The organism is Methylobacterium aerolatum, from assembly GCF_022179085.1.
Taxonomy (GTDB): Bacteria; Pseudomonadota; Alphaproteobacteria; order Rhizobiales; family Beijerinckiaceae; genus Methylobacterium; species Methylobacterium aerolatum.
This window is the reverse complement of record NZ_BPQE01000002.1, coordinates 173,099-195,791: the sequence shown is the minus strand read 5'-3', so window position 1 is coordinate 195,791 and position 22,693 is coordinate 173,099. Positions and strand designations below refer to the sequence as shown.

23 protein-coding genes are annotated in these 22,693 nt (G+C 70.4%); 11 read left to right on the top strand and 12 right to left on the bottom strand.

Annotated elements, in window-relative coordinates; genetic code table 11:
* Positions 1 to 19: 19 nt before the first annotated feature.
* Positions 20 to 283 (bottom strand): GIY-YIG nuclease family protein, encoded by a 264-nt coding sequence (locus tag MFF06_RS01415; RefSeq protein ID WP_238201200.1) that lies wholly within the window; start codon positions 281 to 283, stop codon positions 20 to 22.
* A 220-nt stretch (positions 284 to 503) separates the two neighbouring features.
* Between MFF06_RS01415 and MFF06_RS01410 the strand changes: the two genes are divergently transcribed.
* Complete coding sequence (locus MFF06_RS01410; protein WP_238201199.1) at positions 504 to 1,478, top strand: NADPH:quinone oxidoreductase family protein; 975 nt, start codon at positions 504 to 506, stop codon at positions 1,476 to 1,478.
* Between the two features lie 48 nt (positions 1,479 to 1,526).
* On the opposite strand, the gene MFF06_RS01405 is transcribed toward MFF06_RS01410, so the two are convergent.
* From MFF06_RS01405 to MFF06_RS01380, 6 genes are all read right to left on the bottom strand, one after another.
* A complete protein-coding gene (locus MFF06_RS01405; protein ID WP_238201198.1) occupies positions 1,527 to 2,540 on the bottom strand; it encodes an adenosine kinase in 1,014 nt (337 codons plus the stop codon).
* A gap of 69 nt (positions 2,541 to 2,609) precedes the next feature.
* Positions 2,610 to 3,170, bottom strand: coding sequence for a Uma2 family endonuclease (locus tag MFF06_RS01400; RefSeq protein ID WP_238201197.1), 561 nt, complete (start codon positions 3,168 to 3,170; stop codon positions 2,610 to 2,612).
* A 48-nt stretch (positions 3,171 to 3,218) separates the two neighbouring features.
* Positions 3,219 to 4,655, bottom strand: coding sequence for an MFS transporter (locus MFF06_RS01395; RefSeq protein WP_238201196.1), 1,437 nt, complete (start codon positions 4,653 to 4,655; stop codon positions 3,219 to 3,221).
* A gap of 60 nt (positions 4,656 to 4,715) precedes the next feature.
* The gene (locus MFF06_RS01390) at positions 4,716 to 5,033 is read right to left on the bottom strand and encodes a c-type cytochrome (RefSeq protein WP_238201195.1); all 318 of its coding nucleotides are present in this window, start codon (positions 5,031 to 5,033) and stop codon (positions 4,716 to 4,718) included.
* Positions 5,034 to 5,378: 345 nt separating this feature from the next.
* Positions 5,379 to 6,647 carry a PQQ-dependent sugar dehydrogenase gene (locus MFF06_RS01385; RefSeq protein ID WP_238201194.1) on the bottom strand — a complete coding sequence of 423 codons (1,269 nt, stop codon included), beginning with the start codon at positions 6,645 to 6,647 and terminating at the stop codon, positions 5,379 to 5,381.
* Between the two features lie 119 nt (positions 6,648 to 6,766).
* Complete coding sequence (locus tag MFF06_RS01380; RefSeq protein ID WP_238201193.1) at positions 6,767 to 7,087, bottom strand: hypothetical protein; 321 nt, start codon at positions 7,085 to 7,087, stop codon at positions 6,767 to 6,769.
* Between the two features lie 298 nt (positions 7,088 to 7,385).
* On the opposite strand from MFF06_RS01380, the gene MFF06_RS01375 reads away from it, so the two are divergent.
* The 4 genes from MFF06_RS01375 (at position 7,386) to MFF06_RS01360 (ending at position 11,190) form a co-directional block, all read left to right on the top strand.
* Positions 7,386 to 8,018, top strand: coding sequence for a 2OG-Fe(II) oxygenase family protein (locus tag MFF06_RS01375; protein WP_238201192.1), 633 nt, complete (start codon positions 7,386 to 7,388; stop codon positions 8,016 to 8,018).
* 4 nt (positions 8,019 to 8,022) lie between these two features.
* Complete coding sequence (locus MFF06_RS01370; protein ID WP_238201191.1) at positions 8,023 to 8,784, top strand: peptidase inhibitor family I36 protein; 762 nt, start codon at positions 8,023 to 8,025, stop codon at positions 8,782 to 8,784.
* 148 nt (positions 8,785 to 8,932) lie between these two features.
* Positions 8,933 to 10,327: an MFS transporter gene (locus MFF06_RS01365; protein ID WP_238201190.1), complete on the top strand. Its 1,395-nt coding sequence runs from the start codon at positions 8,933 to 8,935 to the stop codon at positions 10,325 to 10,327.
* A gap of 65 nt (positions 10,328 to 10,392) precedes the next feature.
* Positions 10,393 to 11,190, top strand: coding sequence for an SDR family NAD(P)-dependent oxidoreductase (locus tag MFF06_RS01360; protein WP_238201189.1), 798 nt, complete (start codon positions 10,393 to 10,395; stop codon positions 11,188 to 11,190).
* Positions 11,191 to 11,263: 73 nt separating this feature from the next.
* Here MFF06_RS01360 and MFF06_RS01355 read toward each other — a convergent pair whose 3' ends face one another.
* A complete protein-coding gene (locus MFF06_RS01355; RefSeq protein ID WP_238201188.1) occupies positions 11,264 to 11,635 on the bottom strand; it encodes an SWIB/MDM2 domain-containing protein in 372 nt (123 codons plus the stop codon).
* A gap of 430 nt (positions 11,636 to 12,065) precedes the next feature.
* Here MFF06_RS01355 and MFF06_RS01350 point away from each other — a divergent pair, with 430 nt between their 5' ends.
* Both MFF06_RS01350 and MFF06_RS01345 read left to right on the top strand, forming a co-directional pair.
* Positions 12,066 to 12,551, top strand: a complete 486-nt coding sequence (locus MFF06_RS01350; protein WP_238201187.1) for a DUF2721 domain-containing protein — start codon at positions 12,066 to 12,068, stop codon at positions 12,549 to 12,551.
* 108 nt (positions 12,552 to 12,659) lie between these two features.
* Positions 12,660 to 13,088: a PRC-barrel domain-containing protein gene (locus MFF06_RS01345; protein WP_238201186.1), complete on the top strand. Its 429-nt coding sequence runs from the start codon at positions 12,660 to 12,662 to the stop codon at positions 13,086 to 13,088.
* Between the two features lie 16 nt (positions 13,089 to 13,104).
* On the opposite strand, the gene MFF06_RS01340 is transcribed toward MFF06_RS01345, so the two are convergent.
* Entirely contained in the window at positions 13,105 to 13,476 is a 372-nt protein-coding gene (locus tag MFF06_RS01340) for a hypothetical protein (RefSeq protein ID WP_238201185.1), read from the bottom strand.
* 340 nt (positions 13,477 to 13,816) lie between these two features.
* Between MFF06_RS01340 and MFF06_RS01335 the strand changes: the two genes are divergently transcribed.
* The 4 genes from MFF06_RS01335 to MFF06_RS01320 all read left to right on the top strand — a co-directional run bounded on the left by MFF06_RS01335 (position 13,817) and on the right by MFF06_RS01320 (position 19,245).
* Positions 13,817 to 14,647: a PRC-barrel domain-containing protein gene (locus MFF06_RS01335; protein WP_238201294.1), complete on the top strand. Its 831-nt coding sequence runs from the start codon at positions 13,817 to 13,819 to the stop codon at positions 14,645 to 14,647.
* A gap of 209 nt (positions 14,648 to 14,856) precedes the next feature.
* The gene (locus MFF06_RS01330; protein WP_306421639.1) at positions 14,857 to 16,059 is read left to right on the top strand and encodes an MFS transporter; all 1,203 of its coding nucleotides are present in this window, start codon (positions 14,857 to 14,859) and stop codon (positions 16,057 to 16,059) included.
* 195 nt (positions 16,060 to 16,254) lie between these two features.
* Positions 16,255 to 18,024, top strand: coding sequence for an ABC transporter ATP-binding protein (locus tag MFF06_RS01325; protein ID WP_238201184.1), 1,770 nt, complete (start codon positions 16,255 to 16,257; stop codon positions 18,022 to 18,024).
* 291 nt (positions 18,025 to 18,315) lie between these two features.
* Entirely contained in the window at positions 18,316 to 19,245 is a 930-nt protein-coding gene (locus MFF06_RS01320) for a glutaminase (protein WP_238201183.1), read from the top strand.
* Between the two features lie 109 nt (positions 19,246 to 19,354).
* On the opposite strand, the gene lepA is transcribed toward MFF06_RS01320, so the two are convergent.
* The 3 genes from lepA to MFF06_RS01305 all read right to left on the bottom strand — a co-directional run bounded on the left by lepA (position 19,355) and on the right by MFF06_RS01305 (position 22,479).
* Positions 19,355 to 21,157, bottom strand: coding sequence for a translation elongation factor 4 (gene lepA, locus MFF06_RS01315; protein WP_238201182.1), 1,803 nt, complete (start codon positions 21,155 to 21,157; stop codon positions 19,355 to 19,357).
* Positions 21,158 to 21,372: 215 nt separating this feature from the next.
* Entirely contained in the window at positions 21,373 to 21,573 is a 201-nt protein-coding gene (locus MFF06_RS01310) for a hypothetical protein (protein ID WP_238201181.1), read from the bottom strand.
* Positions 21,574 to 21,627: 54 nt separating this feature from the next.
* Complete coding sequence (locus MFF06_RS01305) at positions 21,628 to 22,479, bottom strand: HugZ family pyridoxamine 5'-phosphate oxidase (protein WP_238201180.1); 852 nt, start codon at positions 22,477 to 22,479, stop codon at positions 21,628 to 21,630.
* Positions 22,480 to 22,693: the final 214 nt, after the last annotated feature.

Genomic DNA, 22,693 nt, shown 5'->3' with positions numbered 1-22,693 from the left:
CGCGCGACGCGTCTCGTCTTCATGCCAAGCCCGGGTACAGGTCGATCCAATCCGGGTTCATCGCCTCGATCAGCGCCAGCTTCTGCTTTCGAGACCCGGCCTTGATCCGTTTCTCCCGATCGATCGCCTCCGTCATGAGGTTATACGCTTCGTACCAGACAAGCAGCTTGCAGCCGTATTGCCGCGTGAAACCCGGGAGCAGTCCTTCGCGATGCTCGTAGACTCGTCGGGCGAGGCCCGAGGTGACGCCCGTATAGAGGGTGCCGTTCCGACGGCTGGCCATGATGTAAACGTGTGGCGCGCGCGCGGCGGCCCTCGCGGCGGATCACGGCTGAGGTCGCGTATCCCTGGATTGCTTCGCTGCGCTCGCAATGACGAAGAATGGCATGTCCACAGGATCTTTCGTCGCCCTCCGTCGTCATTGCGAGCGCAGCGAAGCAATCCAGGCAACCGCCACACTGGTGAATTGTGGCGCTGCCGCAAAAGAACCCGGGAGCGAACCAATGCGAGCCCTCCTTTGCCAGAGCCTCGACGGCGTGGATGCTCTCGCCCTCGCCGAGCGGCCGGATCCCGTGGCCGGTCCTGGCCAGGCGCTGGTGCGCGTCACCCTCGCCGCCCTGAACTTCTTCGACACGCTGATCGTCGCCGGGCGCTATCAGGTGAAGCCGCCGCTGCCGTTCTCGCCGGGGGGCGAGGGCGTCGGCGTGATCGAGGCGCTGGGTGAGGGCGTGACGGGGCTGTCGGTCGGCCAGCGTGTGGTGATCCATGCGGGCCACGGCTGCTGCGCCGGGCGGATCGCCGTGGACGCCCGCAAGCTCACCCCCGTCCCCGAGGGCGTGCCGGACGAGCAGGCGGCGGGGCTGACCATCACCTACGGTACCACCCTCCACGCGCTGGCCAACCGGGCGAAGCTGCGCGAGGGCGAATGGCTCGCGGTGCTCGGCGCCTCTGGCGGGGTCGGGCTCGCGGCGGTGGAACTCGGGGCGCTGATGGGGGCGAAGGTCATCGCCTGCGCCTCCTCCGAGGACAAGGTCGCCGCCGCCCGTGCCCACGGCGCCGTCGAGGGGCTGGTTTACACGCCGGAGACCTTGAAGGACGACCTGCGGCGCATCACCGGCGGCGCCGGGGTGGACGTGGTCTACGACGCGGTGGGCGATGCCTTCGCGGAGCCGGCGCTGCGGGCTCTGGCGTGGCGGGGGCGCTACCTCGTGATCGGCTTCGCGGCGGGCGAGATCCCCCGCCTGCCCCTGAACCTGATCCTCCTGAAGGAACTCGACGTGCAGGGCGTGCACTGGGGCGCCTTCACGGAGCGCGATTCCGAGGCGCACCGGGCCGATCAGGAAAAGCTGCTCGCCTACGTGGCGGAGGGCCGGCTCACCGCCAAGGTCCACGGGGTCTACCCGCTGGACGAGTTCCGCGAGGCCTTCGGGGTGCTGATCAGGCGGGAGGCCGTGGGGAAGGTGCTGGTGCGGGTGTAGGGTCTGCTTTTCCCCCTCTCCCCGCAGGCGGGGAGAGGGGATGCTTCCTCAGAGAAGCCCCTGCTCCCGTGCCAGCATCACGAGGTCCGCCTGCGGCCGGGCGCCGATGTGCTGGATGACCTCCGCCGCCGCGACGGTGCCGAGGCGGGCGCTGGTGAGATGGTCGAGGCCGCGGGCATGGCCGGCGAGGAAGCCCGCCGCGAAGAGGTCGCCCGCGCCCGTCGTGTCGACGACGTGCTCCACCGGGCTCGCCGCCACCTCGCGAGCCTGCCCGCCATGGACGACGAGGGCGCCCTTCTCGGAGCGGGTGACGAGGCCGAGCATGTGCATGCCGCGCCCGTTGCGCTCGTCGCGGAGCGCGGCCACGGCGGCCTCCTCGTCCTCCGTCTGGTAGAGGCTCTTCAACTCGCCGAGGTTGGCGAACAGGATGTCGATGCTGCCGTCGCGGATGAGCTCGAGGAACTCGTCGCGGTAGCGGCCGACGCAGAAGGCGTCGGAGAGGGTCAGGGCGACGGCGTTGCCCGAGCGGTGGGCGATCTCGGCCGCCTTGCGGAAAGCCTCCTTCGCGGCGGGCGGATCCCACAGGTAGCCTTCGAGGTAGACGACCCGGGCCGAGGCCACCGTCTCCTTGTGGATGTCGTCCGGCCCGAGGCCCTGACAGGCGCCGAGATAGGTGCTCATGGTGCGCTCGCCGTCCGGCGTCACCAGCACGAAGCAGCGGGCGGTGGCCGGGCCGTCGGTGGCGGCGGGCACGTCGTAGGCGACGCCCGTCGCCTTGAGGTCGTGGCGGAAGAGCTGGCCCAACTCGTCGTCGCGCACCCGGCCGACGAAGCCGGTCTTCGCGCCGAGCATCGCGGCGCCGACGGCGGTGTTCGCCCCCGAGCCGCCCGAGACGATCGTCGCCGGGCCCATCGCCTGGAACAGGGTCTCGGCCCGGGGCTCGTCGATCAGCGTCATCGCCCCGCGGGCGATCCCTTCCTTCGCCAGGAAGGCGTCGTCGGTGCGCGCGATGACGTCGACGATGGCATTGCCGAGGACGAGGAGATCGAGGGAATCGGTCATGCGGTGATCCGGTGCCGGAAGATTCCGGCGGCTGTGGCACCGGGCGGCGGCCGGATCAAGCGGGGATCATCAGTCCTCGGCGAAGAGGTCGGCGATCGCCACGGTCAAACCGGGCGGATCGAGGGTGAGGTGTCCTTCGCTGACCATGCGCGTGGTGATGGCGTCGCCGGGTCCGCGGGCGTGGTGAACGACGAGATGGTTGTCCGGATAGAGGATGAGGTAGTGGGCGCCGCTTCCGACGCGGAAATAGCCGCGCAGCTTCACCCCCTGATCCACCGAGCGCGTGCCCGGCGACACGACTTCCACCACGACGACGGGGTTCGCGATCTCGAGGGCATCGGCGGCGGCGCGCTCGCCGCAATAGACGAGGGCATCCGGCTCGAAGGCGGTGCGGTCGTCGATCCGGACGGTCATGCCGTCGGGCATGGCCCGGCAGGGCAGGCCGGCCTTACGGATACCGTCTCGCAAGGCTCGACTGGTGGCAAACTTCACCTCGGCATGCCGCATCCTTTCCGGCGACATGGCGATGACCTGACCCTCGATCAGTTCGTAGCGGCCCGGTCGCCCTTCGGCCCAGGCCAGGAACTCGTCCGTCGTCATGATCTGCTTCGGGGCCGGATCCGCGCTCATGCTGTCACCCGTGAACGCGTGAACACCTAGCACGGATGCGCCCGATTCTCAGCCCGCGATCTCCTCCAGCGGCACGTCCCGGGTGCGCGGCCCGAGCAGCCCGACGAGGCTGCCAGCCACGAGCATCGCGGCGGAGATGAAGAGGAAGACGCCGGTCGTGCCCGCCTCCCGCAGGACGAAGGCGATGAGGAAGCCGGTGAAGATCGCCGAGAACCGGCTCCACGAATACACGAAGCCCACCGCCCGCGCCCGGATGCCGGTGGGGAAGAGTTCCGCCTGATAGGTGTGGAAGCTGTAGGAGATGACGTTGGAGGCGAGCGTCAGGCCGATGCCGAGGATGACGATGGCGGTGACGTCGCGCGCCTGCGCGAAGGTGAGCCCACAGGCGATGTAGACCAGCGCGGCCGCCACGATGACGTGCTTGCGCTCGAACCGGTCGGCGATGAGCAGGCCGATCAGCGGCCCGACCGGGGCGGCCAGCGCGATCAGCGCCGTATAGGCGAGGCTCGACGTGACGGTGATCCCTTGCGCGATCAGCAGGGTCGGCACCCAGTTGGCGAAACCGTAGAAGCCGATCGGCTGGAACAGGTTGAACCCCGCCATCATCAGCGTGCGGCGGCGATAGGGCGGCACCCAGATGTCGCGGAACGAGCCGCGCGGCGCGGCCGGCTGCGGCGCGCCCGGCGGGGGCAGGGGGCGGCCGTACTCCGCCTGCACCTGCGCTTCGAGGCGGGCCATCACCGCCTCGGCCTCGGCGATCCGCCCGCGCTCCACGAGCCAGCGCGGGCTCTCCGGCAGGCCGGAGCGTATCCACCACACCAACAGGGCGCCCGACGCGCCGATTAGCGCCACCCAGCGCCAGCCGTCGAGGCCGAAGGGCGTGAGCGGGATCAGCCTGTAGGAGAGGAAGGCCACGACGGGCACCGCGCAGAAGCCGATGCCCTGGCACAGGGCGAAGGCCCGGCCCCGGATCGCTTTGGGCACCAGTTCGGAGAGGTAGCTGCCGATGGTGACCATCTCCAGCCCGAGCCCGATCCCGGCGATCAGCCGCCACAGGTTCAGGCCGAAGGCGTCGGTCTGGAAGGCCATCACGGTGGTGGCGGCCGTGTAGAAGAGGAGCGACCACGTGAAGATGGCACGGCGCCCGAACCGGTCGGCGAGCCAGCCACAGGCCACGGTGCCGATGAACAGGCCGGTGAACAGCGCGGCGACGAACCCCGCCACCCCTGTCGCCCCGAACAGGCCCGGCGTCGTCGGCGTGAGGATGCCGGATGTCACGAGGCCCGGCGCCACGTAGCCGGTGAAGAGCAGGTCGTAGAGTTCGAAGAAGAAGCCGAGGCCGAGCAGCGCCACGAGGCGCCAGACGGTGCGGGTCGGCGGCAGCCGGTCGAGCCGGGCGACGATGCCGGCGGGATCGTGGCCGGCGGGATCGTGGATTGTGGCGCGCCCGGGCGTCTGCCGGGCGGGCGCCGCGCGCGTCGTCATGGGGCTGTCCTCTCCGCCGGGCCGATTGCCCCGGAACCCCGGCCCGCGCAAGGCGCCCGCTCAGCCGGGCGGCAGGACGTCGATCTGGATGCCGCCGTAATAGGCCGCAAGGTTCGCGATGTCGGCATCCGACAGGTCCTTGGCGACCACGTTCATGATCTCGTTGGAGCGCTTGCCGTCGCGGTAATCGGTCAACTGCTTCACGAGGTAGGGTTCGACCTGCCCCGCGATGTTGGGCGCCTCCGGCATCTTCGAGAGGCCGTCCATGCCGTGGCAGGTCTGGCAGGCGGTCGCCTTCTTCTTGCCGAGCGCGGCGTCGCCCGCCTGGGCGGCGAGGGGCACGAGGAGGGCGGCGAGGACGAGGGGAAGGCGGGTCATGGGCGGTCTCGGGATGCGCGACGCGAATTCCCTCCCCGGATGGAGAACATTGCGAATTCGTCCGACCCTCCACCTCACAGCCTGGCCGAAAAATTCGGCGTCTCCCACCCTCGCCCACATCCTGGGGCGCCGCCGCGAAGCGGTGGCCTCGAAGGAGACCTCCAGAGAGCGCGGAGCATTCTGGAGCCCTCCTTCGAGCCGGCTTCGCCGCACCTCAGGATGAGGGGGGCGAGGGGGCGGGGGGCTTTCCGGCCAGCCTCTCAGGATGAGGTGGCAGGTGGGATTGAGACGCTGGCCCGATTTCGCAACGCTCCCCTTCAGGGGAGGGGAATGAGAGGCAAGAACCTACTTCTCGTAGGAGATCCGGTAGATCGCCCCGGCGGAGTCGTCGGAGACCAGCAGGGAGCCGTCGAGGAGCACGGCCACGTCCACCGGGCGGCCGAGATACTCGCCGTCGCCGGTGAGCCAGCCCTCCGCGAAGGGCTTGACCGACTCGACCTTCCCGTCCGCGCCGAGCTTGGCGAACATCACCCGTGCGCCGATGGGCTGGGTGCGGTTCCACGAGCCGTGCTCGGCGATGAAGATGCCGCCCTTGTAGGCGTCGGGGAACATCTTGCCGTGGTAGAAGGTCATGCCGAGGTCGGCCGCGTGGGGCGGCAACTCGGCCATGGGCGGCACCGCGTCGGCGGGCGGGGTCTCGTCCTTGTACTCGACGGTGCGCACCGCGCCGCCGCCGAACCACGGGAAGCCGAAGTTCTGACCGGCCTTCGTGGCGTGGTTCAGCTCGCCCGGCGGCTTGTCGTCACCCATGCCGTCCACCTGGTTGTCGGTGAACCACAGGGACTTGTCGGTGGCGAAGTCCATGCCGACGGAGTTGCGGATGCCGGTGGCGTAGACCTCACGGTTCTTGCCGTCGGCGTCGATGCGGATGATGCCGCCGATGCCCTGCTTCTTGTACAGGTCCATCTTGGCGGCGGGCGGCACGTTGTAGGGCTGGCCCAGCGCGATGTAGGTCTTGCCGTCGGCGCCCACCCGGCAGACGCGGGCGGTGTGGTTGAAGCTCTCCTCCGAGGCGGGGATCAGCTCGCCCTGCTTCACCAGCACGCCGGCGGCGACGTCGGGGTTCTCGTAGAAGAACTCGGCCGCCGGGAAGGCGAGCACGCGGTTCTGCTCCACCACGGTCAGCACGCCGTCCCGCGAGAAGCAGACGCCGTTGGGGATCTTGAAGTCGATGCCCGGGGCGAAGACCTTCACCTCGTCGGCGACGCGGTCCTTGTCGCGGTCGGTGACGGTGTAGACCTTCGACTTGCGGGTGCCGACGAAGACGACGCCGGCATTCGGCCCCACGGCCAGGGCGCGGGCATCGGGCACCACGGCGTAGAGATCGATCTTGAAGCCGTCCGGCAGCTTCACCTTCGCGAGCGTCTTGCGGATCGCGTCGGCCCTGCGGCCGGTCTGCGGAATTTCCGGGGGGGCCTGCGTGTTCGTGCTCTGGAAGCCCTGGAGCTTCTCGAGGTCGTCCGTCTTGGCCTTGGTGTCCGCGGAGGGGGCGCCCTGGGCGAGGGCCGGCCCGGCGACGCCCGCGAGCAACGCGGCGAGGATGAGCGTGCGCATTGAAACGTTTTCTCCCGACACCACCCGCCCCGTCGTCCGGGCGGTTCGGGCGCCAGGATAAGGCGTGGGCCTGCGGTCTCAAGGGCGCGTCGTGACGCGCCGCCGGAAACGTCGCCGCGCTACCAGTTCCACTCCTCGAAGCCGGGCTCCCGGCAGCGGTAGCCGATGGGGCATTGCGGGTTGTCCCGCGTGGGCACGAAGCGCAACTCGGCGATCTCGGAGAAGTCGCACTGGTTCCGGCTGCGGACGAAGCGCTCGGGCGCGCCGCCGATGGCGATGGTCACGTCGCCCTCGCGCTTCACGAGGTCCATCGCCTCCGCGCAGGACAGGCGGACCGTCGGCGCGGCGCGGGGCTGCCGCGTCTGGGCGAGGGGGGCCGTCGACGCGGCCATGACGGCCGCGAGGCTGACGCAGAACAGAACGAGGACCAGCGGCCTCATCGCAAACGGTACCGGATCCTGATTACGCACGCACCGCGGCGGGGGCGGCGAGGTTTCATCCTGCACGGGTGCGCGCGCCGGGACTGTTACCGGAATGCCCCACCGGGGCGCTTTCGCCGTCTGTCCGCCGCATTCGCCGTCATAACGGGGCGGGGCGTCCTGATGCGCCCTTAAGAAATCGTGAAGGCGACCTGCTTGCCCTCCGGTGCGCCGCGTGATTCCCGTCGGGCCGATCCGACGCGAGCCGCGGGCCGCGCCGCGCGATGCCGGCGTCGTCCACAAGCATGGGGAAGCTTCGATGTCGGCCCTCTCGATTCTCGACGTGCAGGCGATCCGTGCGGCGCCCCTGAGCCGTGAGCCCTACCTGCACACCCTCGGCAGCAACGTGCTGAACCGGGAGGCCATCGACGAGATTCGGCGCGACTTCCCCGAGATCGGCAAGCCGGGCTACCTCACCGTCGACGAGGTCTCCCTGAAGGGGCGCTTCAAGGCGCTGATCGACGAACTGGAGAGCGACGAGTTCTCGCGCATCCTCGGCGAGAAGTTCGGGATCGACCTCGTGGGCTGCCCCCGGCTCACCACGATCATGAAGCGCAGCCAGCTGAAATACGGGGCGATCCATACCGACGGCCCGTCGAAGGTGCTGACCCTCCTCGTCTACATGAACGACGCCTGGGACGCCCCGGCCGCCGGACGGCTCCGCGTGCTCTACGACGGCAAGAACTTCGAGCCCTTCGCCGTCGAGGTGCCGCCCACCATGGGCACGATGTTCGCCTTCCTCCGGGCCGACAATTCCTGGCATGGCCACGAGCCCTTCGAGGGCGAGCGCCGGGTGGTGCAGGTGGCTTGGCTCAAGGATGCCTCGGAACTCGAGCGCAAGCGCAAGCGCAACCGCACCGCCCAGTTCCTCAAGGGCATCTTCGGGCGCTGACCGCATGGGGTACGAGGCGCACACGGGCGACTTGCGCGCCGGCCTTCCCGTTCCGGCCTATTCCGCCGGGCTGCCGGCGGTGGAGGCGGGGCACGGCCTGAGCGCCCTCCGGCTGATCGATTCGCCCGCGACCGGACGGCGGAGGCGCTATGCCGTCCCGGCGCTGCTCGTCGCGGGCTGGGGCGGGCTCTTCGCCTACTGCTCCGCCTACCTGCGGGAGGACCTGCCCTTCCGCCCCGCCGCGCCCGTCCAGGCGGACAAGCGCGCCGAGACCTCGCCCCGGCCGACCGTGGTCCTCCCCGACATGGAGGACCAGCCCGCCCGGCCCACCGCGCTGGCCTCCACGCCCGCCGCGGATCGGATCGGCGCCGACCCGTCGCGCACGCTCGCGGTCCAGGCGGATTCAACGCAAACGAACCCGGCGCAGCCGTCCCTCGCCTCGCCGTCGCGGCCCGCCTCCGGCCCGGCACCCGTCGAGTATGCCGGGATCTGGGGGCCGACCCCGGCCGCCTGCGGCAGCCCTTCCCGGCGCCGGGGCTACCTGCCCGCCACCATCACCGCCGACCGCGCCCGCGCCGGGCGCACCCTGTGCACCTTCCATGACGGGCACCGGGCCGGGAACGGCTGGATCATGGCGGCGGAGTGCAGCGACCGGGGCCGCCGCTGGTCCTCCCAGGTGCGCCTCGTCGTCGAGGGCGACCGCCTGACCTGGACGAGCAACCGGGGCAGCGTCTCCTACACGCGCTGCGCCCGCCGGGCCGGGTGACGGGCCGCCGCCGCCGCCAGATCCGGCGCGAGCCTGTCGGCTCTGTGACATAGGACACCCGCCGCCCCTCGACGCTGGCGCGGGCCTGCGCGAGAGGGAGGCGCGGCCCGCCCGCGACCCCCTTTCCCCATCCGAAGGCACGTCGATCATGGCCGAGACCGCGGCCGCATCCGCCGGGAGCCCGCCGCAGGACGGCCTTCCGCCCCGGGAGCGGATGCTGGCGATGGCCGCCATCGCGCTCGCCATGACCATGGCGGTGCTCGACGGGGCGATCGTCAACGTGGCCCTGCCGATCCTGGCGAAGGACCTCGCCGTGAAGCCCGCCGACGCGATCTTCGTGGTCAACGCCTACCAGATCGCGGTGACGGCGAGCCTCCTGCCCTTCGCCTCCCTGGGGGACATCTTCGGGTTCCGCCGGGTGTACCTGCCCGGCCTCGCGGTCTTCGTGGCCGCCTCCCTCGCCTGCGCCCTGGCGCCGACCCTGCCGGTCCTCATCGGCGCGCGGATCGTCCAGGGGTTCGGGGCGGCGGCGGTGATGAGCGTGAACATCGGCTTCGTGCGCTTCATCTATCCCCATCGGATCATCGGGCAGGGCGTGGCCAACGTCGCCCTGGTGGTGGCGGTGGCCTCGGCGGCGGGGCCGACCGTCGCCGCCGCGATCCTCTCGGTGGCGGATTGGCCCTGGCTGTTCCTCGTGAACCTGCCGGTGGGGCTGCTCGCGCTGGCCGTCGCCTCGAAGACGCTGCCCGCCACCCCGGAGAGCCGGCGGCGGTTCGACGGGCCGAGCGCGGTCCTCAACGCCCTGACCTTCGGCCTGCTGATCATCGGAATCGACCGCCTCGGCGATGCGGACGGCAAGGCCGTGGGGGCCGCCGAGATCGTCGCCGCCCTCGTCGTGGGCGTGGTCTTCGTCCGCCGCCAGATCCGCCTGCCCGCGCCGCTCCTGCCCGTCGATCTCCTGCGGATCCCGGCCTTCGCCCTCTCCATGGCGACCTCGATCTGCTCCTTCGCGGCGCAGATGGCCTGCTACGTGGCGCTGCCCTTCTACTTCCAGGACGTGCTGCACCTCTCCAGCACGCAGACGGGCTTCCTGTTGACGCCCTGGCCCATCGCCATCGCCCTCATGGCGCCGATCTCCGGGCGGCTGGCCGACCGCTACACGCCGGGCCTCCTGAGCGGGGCGGGGCTCGCGGTGATGGCGGTCGGCATCACCCTCGTGGCGCTCCTGCCCGCGAACCCGACCGTGGCCGACGTCGTCTGGCGTCTCACCCTGTGCGGGCTCGGCTTCGGCCTGTTCCAGTCTCCGAACAACCGGGTGATCGTCACCTCGGCGCCGCGGGAGCGCAGCGGTGGGGCGAGCGGCATGCAATCCACCGCGCGGCTCACGGGCCAGTCCCTCGGAGCGGCCCTCGTCGCCGTGCTGTTCGGGCTCACCCACGGCTTCGGGCCGGAACGGGCGGTGAGCCTGTCGCTCACCTGCGCCGTCGTGCTCGCCGTCGCCGGGGGCTGCGCCAGCGTTCTGCGGCGGCAGAAGGCCGGGTGAGCCGAAACGCGGCTCATCCCCCCGCGTTGTTTCCCACGATCCACCATCCAGAACGGGAACCGGACATGAATCTCGATCTCAGCGGCCGGCGGGCGCTCGTCACGGGCTCGACCGGCGGAATCGGCTACGCCATCGCCAAGGCGCTCTGCGATCTCGGGGCGGAGGTCGGCATCAACGGACGCACGGCGGAGCGGGTCGACGCCGCGCTCGCCAAGCTAGCCGGCGAGGCCACGGCGGGCCGGGCCTTCGCCGCCGTCGGCGACGTGTCGGATGCGGCGGGCACGCAGGCCCTGCTGGCGGCGCTGCCCGAGGTGGACATCCTCGTGAACAACACCGGCATCTTCGAGCCGAAGCCGTTCTTCGACATCCCGGATGCCGATTGGCAGCGCTTCTTCGACGTGAACGTGATGAGCGGCGTGCGCCTGTCCCGCGCCTACACGCCGGGCATGGCCGAGCGCGGCTGGGGCCGGGTGATCTTCATCTCCAGCGAATCGGCGCTCAACGTGCCGACCGAGATGGTCCATTACGGGATGACCAAGACCGCGCAGCTCTCGATCGCCCGGGGCCTCGCTCAGACGGTGGCGGGATCGGGCGTCACGGTGAACAGCGTCCTGCCGGGGCCGACCCTCTCGGAGGGGGTGGAGACCTTCCTCAAGCAGATGGCCGGGGGGGCGTCGGGCGGGGATATCCAGGAAGCGGGCCGCCGGTTCGTGGCCGAGCATCGCCCGACCTCCCTCATCCAGCGCCTCGCCACCGTCGAGGAGGTAGCGAGCCTCGTCGCCTACCTGTGCAGTCCCGCCGCGAGCGCCACGACGGGCGCGGCCATGCGCGTGGACGGGGGGCTTCTCCAGTACCTGACCTGAGGTCCCCTCCGGGCCTCGGGTCCCGAAATCGCCCGCCGCGACCGGCCCGGAGGCCGGTCCGGCAGGGTAACGATCAGGACTTGAGGTGGGCGGCCAAGTGCTTGTTCATTTCGAACATGGAGCACTTGTCCTTGCCGAAGACTTTCTTGAGCTTGTCGTCGGCGACGATCTCGCGCTTGTTGGCCGGGTTCTGCAGGTTGTGCTTCTTGATGTATTCCCACACCTTGCTGACCACTTCGCCGCGCGGAAGCGGGCTGGTGCCGACGATGGCGCCGAGCTCGGCCGAAGGCTTCAGGGGCTGCTGAAGGGCGTTGGGCTTGGCCGCACCGGTCTTGGCGGCGCCCGCCTTGGCGGGGCTGGCCTTCGCCTTGGCCGGAGCGGCCTCACCGGCGGCCTTGGTCGTCTTGGCCGCCTTGGGTGCAGCCTTCTCCGTCTTCGTCGCCATCAAATTCCTCCGATGCTCGGACTGTTCGGGGCGAACCGTGCCCCTTCGCCGCATTAGCATAGCAGCTTCAACGGGGCGGTGCCGAACCCGTTCCAAGACAAAATCAGCCGCTAAGCGCTTCAATCCACAGGGCGAGGCGCTCCACGGCGGTGGGCGACTCGTCCCTCAAGCGAGAACAAACCGCATAGGTTGCCGATCGAAATGGTTTCGCAACTATATTTTGCAAGTTTCGGTGACATGTTCGCACCGATCCTTTCCCTCTCCCTCGCCCTGTCGGTCGCGCTGGTCCTCGGCCTCGCCGCCGGGACGCGCGGGGAGGGACGCCGCGAGCAGGGCGGATCCCGCGGCCTGATCTGACCGCTCCGATCCCGGCGCCATTGCCTCCGCGGCGTCTCCGGCCCATGAGCGCGCCACATCCGGGCGCTTCATCATGATCGATCCTCTCATCGCCGGCAGCCTCGAGAACACGGTCCACGTGGTGCAGCTCGCGCTCACCCCGGTGTTCCTGCTGTCGGGCATCGCCACGCTGCTCAACGTGTTCGGGGCCCGCCTCGCCCGGGTGGCGGATCAGGCGGAGAAGGTCTCGGGGCTTCTCGCCGGGGCGAGCGACGAGGAGCGTCGGCGCCTCGGGCGCCGCCTCGACCGGCTCCACGTGCGCTCCCTGGCCCTCGACCTCGCGGTGGTGCTGGCGGCGCTCGGCGGGGTGGCGATCTGCGGTGCCGTGCTCACCCTGTTCGTCGGCGCGCTCCGGGATGCCACCGTCGCCAGCCTACTCTTCGGCCTGTTCGGCGCGGCGATCCTCTGCACCCTCTGCGCCCTCGTCGCCTTCGGGTTCGAGATGATGCTGGCGAGCCGCACCGTCCGCGACCGCATCGCGCAGCGGCGTGCCGATGCGGGCGTCGCGGCCGCGGAGTGAGCGCGGACGGTCCGTAGCAGGCTGCGGCGCCTGCGGAACCCGATCCGCGTCGCGGCTTTGAACCTCGAGCCGCCCCCGCAGCCTGCGGGGCCTGGAGAAGGAGCGACCATGCCGACGGACCTGCCGACCGAACGCGCCCTCCGCCAGCCGGGATCCATGGAGCTCGATCCCACGGGCGAGGGGCTCGCCCTCGACGAGACGTCCCGCCTGATCGCCTCCGACAAGGTGGAGGGCACGGCCGTCTACGATCGGGAGGGCCGCCATCTCGGGACGGTCCAGAACTTCATGGTGGACAAGGTGTCGGGGCAGGTGGCCTACGCCGTCCTGGCCTTTGGCGGGTTCCTCGGGCTCGGCGAGGACCACCATCCCCTGCCGTGGCGGGCGCTGAAGTACAGCACCGACCTCGGCGGGTACGTGGTGGACATCGATCCCGGCGCCCTCTCGGGAGCCCCCAGCCACGGGCCTGGGGAGAACGCCTTCGCCGATCCGGGCTACGGCAAGCGCCTCGACGACTTCTACCGCCACACCGTCGCCTGAGGCGACGCGGCCCGGTTCAGAACTTGCCGCCGAGGCCGACGTTGCCGCCGCCGGTCATGGACGGGGCCATTCCGCCACCGCCGCCGCCACTGGCGCCGCCGCCGCCTTCGAGGTCCTCGCGGCGGATGCGCCGCTCGCCGGAATCGGCCGAGCGGGTGGCGGCGCCGGCGGAGCGGGGGATGTCGAGGGAGCGGGTCGGCCGGGTCTGGAGGGGACGCCCGTCCGCATCGACGCTGGCGGTGCGGCCCTCGCGGCCGGGGATGGTGCCGCGCATGGAGGGGGGCAGGCCGACATCCGTCTCCGGCATCACGCCCGACGTACCGCCGAGCGCCTGGCAGCCGCCTAGGGCACCGGCCAGGAGCGAGAGGGCGAGACACAGGGCAGGCATCCCTGCCGGTGACGGAGTCCGGGACATCGACGATTCCTCGCGCGGGCCGTGTGGTCACGGTCCCATCGGTTGTCCCATCGGCTCTACGACGAGGTTGAGGCGAAATACAGACGCCGGAGGAGGCGGGCCCCCGCAGGGTGGCCTCCGAGAGGTCGCTGCGGATGAGGAAGTCGCGGCCTGTTGCCCCAGGCCCACAGACCTGATCCATAACTTCGCCCAGGTCGGGCTGTACCCCACCGGGACCGCGCCGGTTCCGGGCGGCGGGGTCGCGGATGATCCGTCGGCGATGATCCGCAGGCTTGGCCGCTGCACTGATGCTCACAGAGGACGACGCGTGCGTATGACCAGTCGGATGATCGCGGCCCTGGCCCTCGCCCTGGGGGCGACGGCGGCCTGGGCTCAGACCCCGCCCGGCGCGGGCGAGGGCGGCTCCGGCGCGAAATCGTCTCCGGCTCAGGCTCCGGCCGTCGCCCCGGCCGTGCCGGCTCCCGCACCGGCGGCCCCGGCACCCGCCGCCTCCAGCCCCGCCGCATCGCCCGCCGCGACGGCCTCGCCGGCCCCGGCCCCCGCCGGTCCTGCGCCCACCGCCTCCGCCCCTCCGGCCCCCGCGACGCCCCCCGGCGCGCCGCCGCAGCACGGCACGCCCGCGACGGTGATCGACACCCAGGATCTCGAAAGCCTGCTGGGCCGCAGCGTGCGCAGCGCCCAGGGCGACGAACTCGGCCGGGTGATCGATGTCCTCGTCGACAAGGAGGGGCATCCCCGGGCGGCGATCATCGATTTCGGCGGCTTCCTCGGCGTCGGCACGCGCAAGATCGCCGTGGATTGGCGCGCCCTGCGCTTCACCATCGACGGGAAGGAGCGCCGCCTGTCCGTGGCCCTGACCCGCAACCAAGTCCGCGTCTCACCCGAATACAAGAGCGGCGAGCCGATCGTGGTGCTCGGTCCCGCCACCGGCGCCTCACCGGCCGAGGCGGACCAGGCGGCGAGTCCCGCGGGGTCGGCCCCCGCCGCCACCCCGGCGGCGCAGGGGGCCGCCGCCCCCGTCGCCATGCCGCAGGGTTCGGTGCCGGCGGCCGCCGCCCCGGCCGCCGCCCCTCCTGCGCCCGTTGCCACCCCCCCTGCCACGCCTCCGGCGGTGCCCTCGCCTCAGCAGGCGCCCGATAAATGACGGTGTCCGGTGTGAAGGTGCGGTCCCAGCGCCCCGTGGGGGAAGCGCCCGCGGCAGACAGGCCGGCCGGTACCGCCGGGCGGGAGGTCGTGTCCCGGCGGGAATCCCGCGTCGAGGCACGGCGGCACGTGGCCCATGAGTCCGCGCCGGAGCCCGTCCCGGCGGCGCCGGGGATCGTCCCGCCGGTGTCGGTGCCCGTGGGGGATCCCGTGTCTGTCCGCAGTCGCCGGGGCCTCGATGCCTTCGCCTTCTTCGTTGCCAACCTGCAGACCGGCTTCGGTCCGTTCCTGGCGGTCTACTTCTCCCAGGCGAAGTGGACCCAATCCGATATCGGCTTCGCCCTGACCGTCGGGAGCCTCGTCGGGCTGCTCGGGCAGGTGCCCGGCGGGGCCTTCGTCGATGCGGCGCGCTCGAAGCGCCTCGCGGCGGGGGTGGCGGTGGCGGCGGTCTCGGGCAGCGCCCTCGCGCTGGCCGTCTGGCCGACCTTCCTTGTCGTCCTGCTGGCGATGGCGGCCCATTCGGCGGCGAGTTGCGTGCTCACCCCCGCCATCGCCGCCATCAGCATCGGCCTCGTCGGCCATGCGCGGGCGGGCGAGCGCCTTGGCCGCAATGCCAGCTTCCAGGCGCTGGGCAATGCCATCGCCGCCGGCGGCATGGGTGCCTGCGGCTACTACCTGTCGAACGGCGCGGTCTTCTACCTCACGGCCGCCCTCGGCATCCCCGCCCTGATGGCGCTCGCCGCGATCCGGGGCGTCGGTGCGGGCGCTGCCGGTCCCGCCGCCGCGAGCGAGGAGCCCGAGCCCGTGGCGGACCGCGAGGGCCTGCGGGCCTTTCTCACCAATCGCGGCCTGCTCAGCTTCGCCGCCTGCATGATGCTGTTCTTCCTCGCCAACGCGGCGATGATGCCGCTGGTGGGCAGCGTCCTCACCCTCCGGGCCAGCGAGACGGCGACCGCGCTCGTCGCGGCCTGCATCATGGTTCCGCAGGCGGTGCTTGCCGTCTGCGCCCCGGCGGTCGGCCGGGCGACGGAGCGGTTCGGCCGCTATCCGGTGCTGCTCGTGGGCTTCGCGGCCCTGCCGCTCCGAGGCCTGCTCCTCGCCTCCACCACGAACCCCTATGGCCTCGTCGCGATCCAGGTGCTCGACGGCGTGTCGGCCTCGGTCCTCGGGGTCATGGTCCCCCTGGTCGTGTCCGACCTCACCCGCGGCACGGGCCGGTTCAACCTCGCGCTGGGCGCGGTGGGCACGGCCATGGGCATCGGCGCGGCGCTGTCCACATCCCTGGCGGGTATCATGGCCGACCGGCTGGGGAGCCACAGTGCCTTCCTCGGGCTCGCCCTGGTGGGCTTCGCCGCCTTCATGCTGGTGGCGCTGATCATGCCCGAGACCCGCCGGGCGCGGTCCGCGCCGTGACGCGCGGGCGGCACCGGGATTGCTAAGCCCTCAAGGGCTGTTCAGCTTCTGCGGGTAAAAGCGCCGTGAAGTTTTCGGCGGCTGCAACGTATGGCAACGCTCCCGCGTTGGCGCTACGGGAACGACTTGCCTTTTGCACCGCATGCTCGCACGGCTGCTGCCGACCGGTCACGCGAGAACGGGATGGTCACCACGATGGAAGAGCTCCACCGCTACGCCGAACGGCCGTTCGCCTTCGTCGGACGGTATCTCCGGCGCCGCTGGCTGCCGCACCTCGTCATCCTCGCTTCCGTGCTGGGAGCCGTCGGCTTCTCGGTCTCGACGGATTATGCCCTCAAGGGCGTGGTCGATGCGCTGACGAAGGGGCCGGGCCCGGCCAATACCGGGATCTGGAGCGCGCTGGCCGTGCTCATTGCCTTCATCGCCACCGACAACATGCTCTGGCGCGTGGCCGCGCTCACGGGCGCCTTCACCTTCGTCGGAGTGACGGGCGACATCCGCCGCGACCTGTTCCGGCACATGACCGGCCACTCGCCGACCTTCTTCTCCGACCGCCAGCCCGGCACCCTGGCGAGCCGCATCACCGCGACCTCGAACGCGATCTTCACGGTCGAAAACATGTTCGTGTTCAACGTGATGCCGCCGACGGTCGCCGCCTTCCTATCCATCGTCTACATCTCGACGGTGAGCCTCTCGATGGCCGGCATCCTGGCGATCATCTTCGCCGCCGTCGTGGTGCTGATGTTCAAGATGGCCTCGGCGGGCAAGCCGCTCCACCACGACTTCGCCGCCAAGGCGGCCAGCGTCGATGGCGAGATGGTGGATCTCGTGGGCAACATGTCCCTGGTGCGGGCCTTCTCGGCCTTCAAGCGCGAGGGCGTGCGGTTCGAGGGCACGATCTCCACCGAGATGCGCGCCCGGCGCTCCTCGCTCCTCTACCTCGAGAAGTTGCGCATCGTTCACGCGGTTTTGACCGTGCTCGCGATCCTCGGCCTTCTCTACTGGTCGATCCGCCTGTGGGAGGCCGGCCAAGCCACGAACGGCGAGGTGGTGCTGGTTTGCACGCTCGGCATCCGCATCCTCTCCGCCACCCGCGACCTCGCCGTGGCGCTGGTGGACGCGACCCAGCACACCGCCCGCCTCTCGGAAGCGCTGCACACCCTGCTCCAGCCGCACGACCTCGTGGACCACCCCGAGGCCAAGCCGCTTGCCGGACACGGGGCCAAGATCGCCTTCGAGCACGTGGCCTTCAATTACCCGGACGGGCGCAGCGTCTTCACCGATTTCGATCTGGTGATCGAGCCGGGCCAGCGGGTCGGCCTCGTCGGCAAGTCGGGCGGCGGCAAGTCCACGCTATTCTCGCTGATCCAGCGCTTCTACGACGTCCAGTCGGGCACGATCCGCATCAACGATCAGGACATCGACCGCGTGACCCTCGATTCGCTGCGCGAGGCGATCACGGTGGTGCCGCAGGACGTCTCGATGTTCCACCGCACCCTGCGGGAGAACATCCGCTACGGGCGGCCGGAGGCCACCGACGAGGAGGTGTGGAAGGCGGCGGAGGCGGCGCACTGCACCGACTTCATCAAGGCCCTGCCCGAGGGCTTCGACACCATCGTCGGCGACCGGGGCGTGAAGCTCTCCGGCGGCCAGCGCCAGCGCATCGCCATCGCCCGCGCCATCCTGAAGAACTCGCCGATCCTGCTGCTGGACGAGGCGACGTCGGCGCTCGACGCGGAATCCGAGCAGGCGATTCGCCACGCGCTCGCGAACCTGATGCAGGGCCGCACGGTCATCGCCATCGCCCACCGGCTCTCGACGTTGCAGGACTTCGACCGGATCGTGGTGCTGGAGGGCGGCCGGATCGCCCAGGACGGGTCGCCAGAGAAGCTCACCCATCTCGACGGGTTCTTCCGGGAGCTGATGAAGAAGGAAACGATGGGCACGTCGCTGGCGGCGGCGTAACCTCACCTTCCGGGCATCGTTGGAACACCCATCCCACCCTCGATCTCATCCCGAGATGCCGGAGCGAAGCAGAGGCCTCGAAGGAGACCTCCAGGAAACGCGGTGCCTTCTTGAGCCCTCCTTCGAGGCGGCTTCACCGCACCTAGGATGAGGTCGCAGGACAGGACGATCCGGCGCTAGCACGATCTGAGTCGGATGGGCCTTGCCCCTCGCGCGCGGGATTTGCATGGGCGATAGAGAGGCGCCGCCGAGCCGTGCGGCGCACGCTCATCCGTCCAGTGGATCCACTCCTTGCCCGATCTCGATACCGTCGTCCGTGAGATTTGCGAGGAGATGGCGGCCCGGCCGGATCGCGGCACGGTCGCCGACTACATTCCCGAACTCGCGCATGTCGATCCGAACCAGTTCGGTCTGGCGGTGATCGACGGGGACGGGCGGGTCAGCGCGGGCGGCGACAGCGAGACGCTGTTCTCGATCCAGAGCATCTCGAAGGTGTTCACCCTCACCCTGGCGCTCGGCATGATCGGCGACCGTCTCTGGCGCCGCGTCGGCCGGGAGCCCTCGGGCAACCCGTTCAACTCCATCGTGCAGCTGGAGCGGGAGCGGGGCGTGCCGCGCAACCCCTTCATCAATGCCGGCGCCATCGCCGTCACCGACGTGATCCTCTCCGGCCACGAGCCCCGCGAGGCCCTGGGCGAGATCCTGCGGTTCATGCAGTTCCTCGGCAAGGACCCGAGCATCGCCATCGACGAGAAGGTCGCGGCCTCGGAGCGGCGCACGGGGTTCCGCAATTCGGCCCTCGCCTACTACATGAAGTCCTTCGGCGTGATCGAGAACCCGGTGGACTACACGCTCGGCGTCTACTTCCACCACTGCGCCATCGCCATGAGCTGCCGACAGCTCGCCACGGCGGGGCAGTTCCTGGCCCATAACGGGCTCAACCCGCAGACCGGCTTCAGCGTCGTTTCCGCCGAGCGGGCGCGCCGCATCAACGCGATCATGCTGACCTGCGGCCACTACGACGGTTCGGGGGAATTCGCCTACCGGGTCGGCCTGCCTGGCAAGAGCGGCGTCGGCGGCGGCATCCTGGCGGTGGCGCCGGGCCGGGCCTCCATCGCCGTCTGGTCGCCGGGCCTCGACGAGGCGGGGAACTCCCATCTCGGCCGGGTCGCGCTGGAGCGGCTGACGCAGCGGATGGGGTGGTCGGTGTTCGGGGTATAGGGCTCTCCCGTCATTGCGAGCATCAGCCAAGCAATCCAGGGACGCGCCAAGGCTTCCGAACGTCTCGCTGCCCTGGATTGCTTCGCTGCGCTCGCAATGACGCGGAGGATCAATCGTCCATCTTCAGCGCGGCGATGAACGCCTCCTGCGGGATTTCCACCCGGCCGAACTGGCGCATCTTCTTCTTGCCCTCCTTCTGCTTGTCGAGGAGCTTGCGCTTGCGCGAGATGTCGCCGCCGTAGCACTTGGCGGTCACGTCCTTGGACAGCGCCCGGATGGTCTCGCGGGCGATGATCTTGCCGCCGATCGCCGCCTGGACCGGGATCTGGAACAGGTGGCGCGGAATCAGGTCCTTCAGCTTCTCGCACATGGCCCGGCCGCGCGATTCGGCGCGGGTGCGATGGACCAGCATCGAGAGGGCGTCCACCGGCTCGGCGTTGACGAGCAGCGACATCTTCACGAGGTCGCCCTCGCGGTAGTCGGAGACGTGATAATCGAAGGAGGCGTAGCCCTTCGAGATCGACTTCAGCCGGTCGTAGAAGTCGAACACCACCTCGTTGAGCGGCAGGTCGTAGACGACCATGGCGCGCTTGCCGACGTAGTTGAGGTCGATCTGGATGCCGCGCCGGTCCTGGCAGAGCTTCAGCACGCCGCCGAGATACTCGTCGGGCGTGAGGATCGTGGCGCGGATCCACGGCTCCTCGATGGTCTCGATCTTCATCACGTCCGGCATGTCGGCCGGGTTGTGCAACTCCTTGATGGTCCCGTCCCGCATCTGCAGGCGGTAGACCACGGACGGGGCCGTCGAGATCAGGTCGAGGTTGAACTCGCGCTCCAGCCGCTCCTGGATGATCTCCAGGTGCAGCAGGCCGAGGAAGCCGCAGCGGAAGCCGAAGCCCAGCGCCGCGCTGGTCTCCATCTCGTAGGAGAACGAGGCGTCGTTGAGCCGGAGCTTGCCCATGGCCGAGCGCAGGTTCTCGAACTCGGCCGCGTCCACGGGGAACAGGCCGCAGAACACCACCGCCTGGACTTCCTTGAAGCCCGGCAGCATGCCGCTCGTCTGGCGCTTGTCCTCGGTGATGGTGTCGCCGACGCGGGTGTCGGCCACCTCCTTGATCGAGCCCGTGAAGAACCCGACCTCGCCGGGGCCGAGCGCGTCGATCTCGGCCATCTTCGGCCGGAACACACCGATCCGGTCCACGCCGTAGACCGCGTCCGCGCCCATCATGCGGATGGTCATGCCCTTCTTGAGCATCCCGTCCACGATGCGCACCAGCACCACGACGCCGAGATAGGCGTCGTACCACGAGTCCACGAGGAGCGCCTTGAGGGGCGCGGCCGGATCGCCCTTCGGCGCGGGGAGCCTCGTGACGATGGCTTCCAGCACCGCCTCGATGTTCAGGCCGGTCTTGGCGGAGATCGGCACCGCCTCCGAGGCGTCGAGGCCGATCACCTCCTCGATCTGCTCCTTCACCCGGTCCGGCTCGGCGGCGGGGAGATCGACCTTGTTGAGGACGGGAACGATCTCGTGATTGGCGTCGAGCGCCTGGTAGACGTTGGCCAGCGTCTGCGCTTCAACGCCCTGGGAGGCATCGACCACCAAGAGCGAGCCCTCGCAGGCCGCGAGCGAGCGCGAGACCTCGTAGGCGAAGTCCACGTGGCCGGGCGTGTCCATGAGGTTCAAGACGTAGGTCCGGCCGTCCTTGGCCGGGTATTCCAGGCGCACGGTCTGCGCCTTGATGGTAATGCCGCGCTCCTTCTCGATGTCCATCGAGTCGAGCATCTGCTCGCTCATGTCCCGCAGGGCCACGGTTCCTGTGGCCTGGATCAAGCGGTCGGCGAGCGTCGATTTCCCGTGGTCGATATGGGCGACGATCGAGAAGTTGCGGATGGTGTCGATCGGGGCGGTCATCGGTGTTCCGTTCAGGCGCGCGGCCGGGCGAGGCGCGCGCCGTCAGCTCGGGATGGCCGGGTGCAGGGGGGTGCCGTGGACCGGCCGGGCGCGAGCGGGATAGCAGCGCAGGGCCACAGCGTCGAGCACGCGGGCTGACGCGGCCGGGCTTCCTCGCGCAAAACGAAGCCGCCCGGAGGCGGTCTCCGGGCGGCCCGTGTCGTGTGGTGGCGGCCTTAGCGACCGCGATCGCGGATCAGGCGCTCGATCTCGGCCTCGCCGTGAGAGCGGGCCTTGGCCTCCGTGGGGTGCTTCCGGTCCGAACGCTGATGCAGCTTGCCGTGCTTGCGGATGCTCCACTGATACAGCGCGCCGCTCTCGCCGACCGGGTGAACCTCGAGGCTGAAGGGAAATGTGTCGGAGTGCGTATCGTTCATCGGCTCCATATGGGGCGAAAGCCGGACGTTTGCCATCCCGGCAACGCATGACTTTCACGCGGGAGTTGAACTTTCCGCCGGACTGGCACTTCGCGCCTGCGCGGCCATCGCAACCAGAACGCGGCGCAGGGCGCCCATGTCGGCCACCGGCTCGGGGAACGGGACCCGCGCCGTCCGGTCGCCGGCCATGAGGTCGAGGCCCTCGGGATCGAGGCCGGTCAGCCGCCAGGACGCGCCCGCTTCGCCGGCCCCGGCGGCGTAGAGCGCCAGCGCGTCGGCGTGGTCCTCGTTCATGTGGGCCACGGCGCCGGCCTCGCCCGCCACGATCGCCTCCCGCCCGGCGAGGTCGAGGAGCAGTTCGGACCGGTCGAGGGTCGCGGCCTTGGCGAAGCCGCCGTTGAGATGGCCCGCCTCGGGCACCAGGGCGAAGAAGGCGAAGTCCGGGAAGTCGGCGTAGAGCTTGGCCTTCGGATGGCGCGCGAGGAAGCGGCCGCGGGCCCGCGGCTCGGCGGTCTGCTCGGCCCGCCCGGTCACCGTGAGGCGGGGATGGGCCAGCGGATCACCCTTGCCGCCCTGGCTGAACAGCAGGGAACAGCGCGGGTCGGCCAGCAGGTTGCGGGTGTGGGCCGAGAGGCGCGACAGCAGCATCAGCGGCGTGCCGTCCACGTCGGTGGCCATGGTCACCAGCGAGGCGAAGGGGATGCCGTCGGCGCCGATCGTCGCCAGGGCGCCCGAGCGGATCGTCCGCAGCAGCGTCCGCGACAGGCCGATCGCGTCGAAGGGCGCTTCGGAGGCCGGCAGGGGGCGCGCCGAAAACCGTGGTTCGGCAGGGGCTTGCGAAGAAGCTTGCGAAGGGGGCTGCGCCGGGTCGGGGGCGCCCTCGGGCGGGATGGTCGTCTCGCTCATGTCGTCCCCGGTCCTCCATGCGATCCCGAAGATTACGGCCAAGCTATGACGGCCGCTCGCTTTTTATGAGGGATCATATTAAAGCAGCCATCCCCCTCGGCGCGAGCCGGAACCGCTCCTCCGCGGCGGAATGCCCTCGCGTCTCCAGCCAGCCCCAATGGGGCCGGGATGCGATGCGGCCGCGCCAGCGACCGTGCCCAAGCCCGTTCAGCCA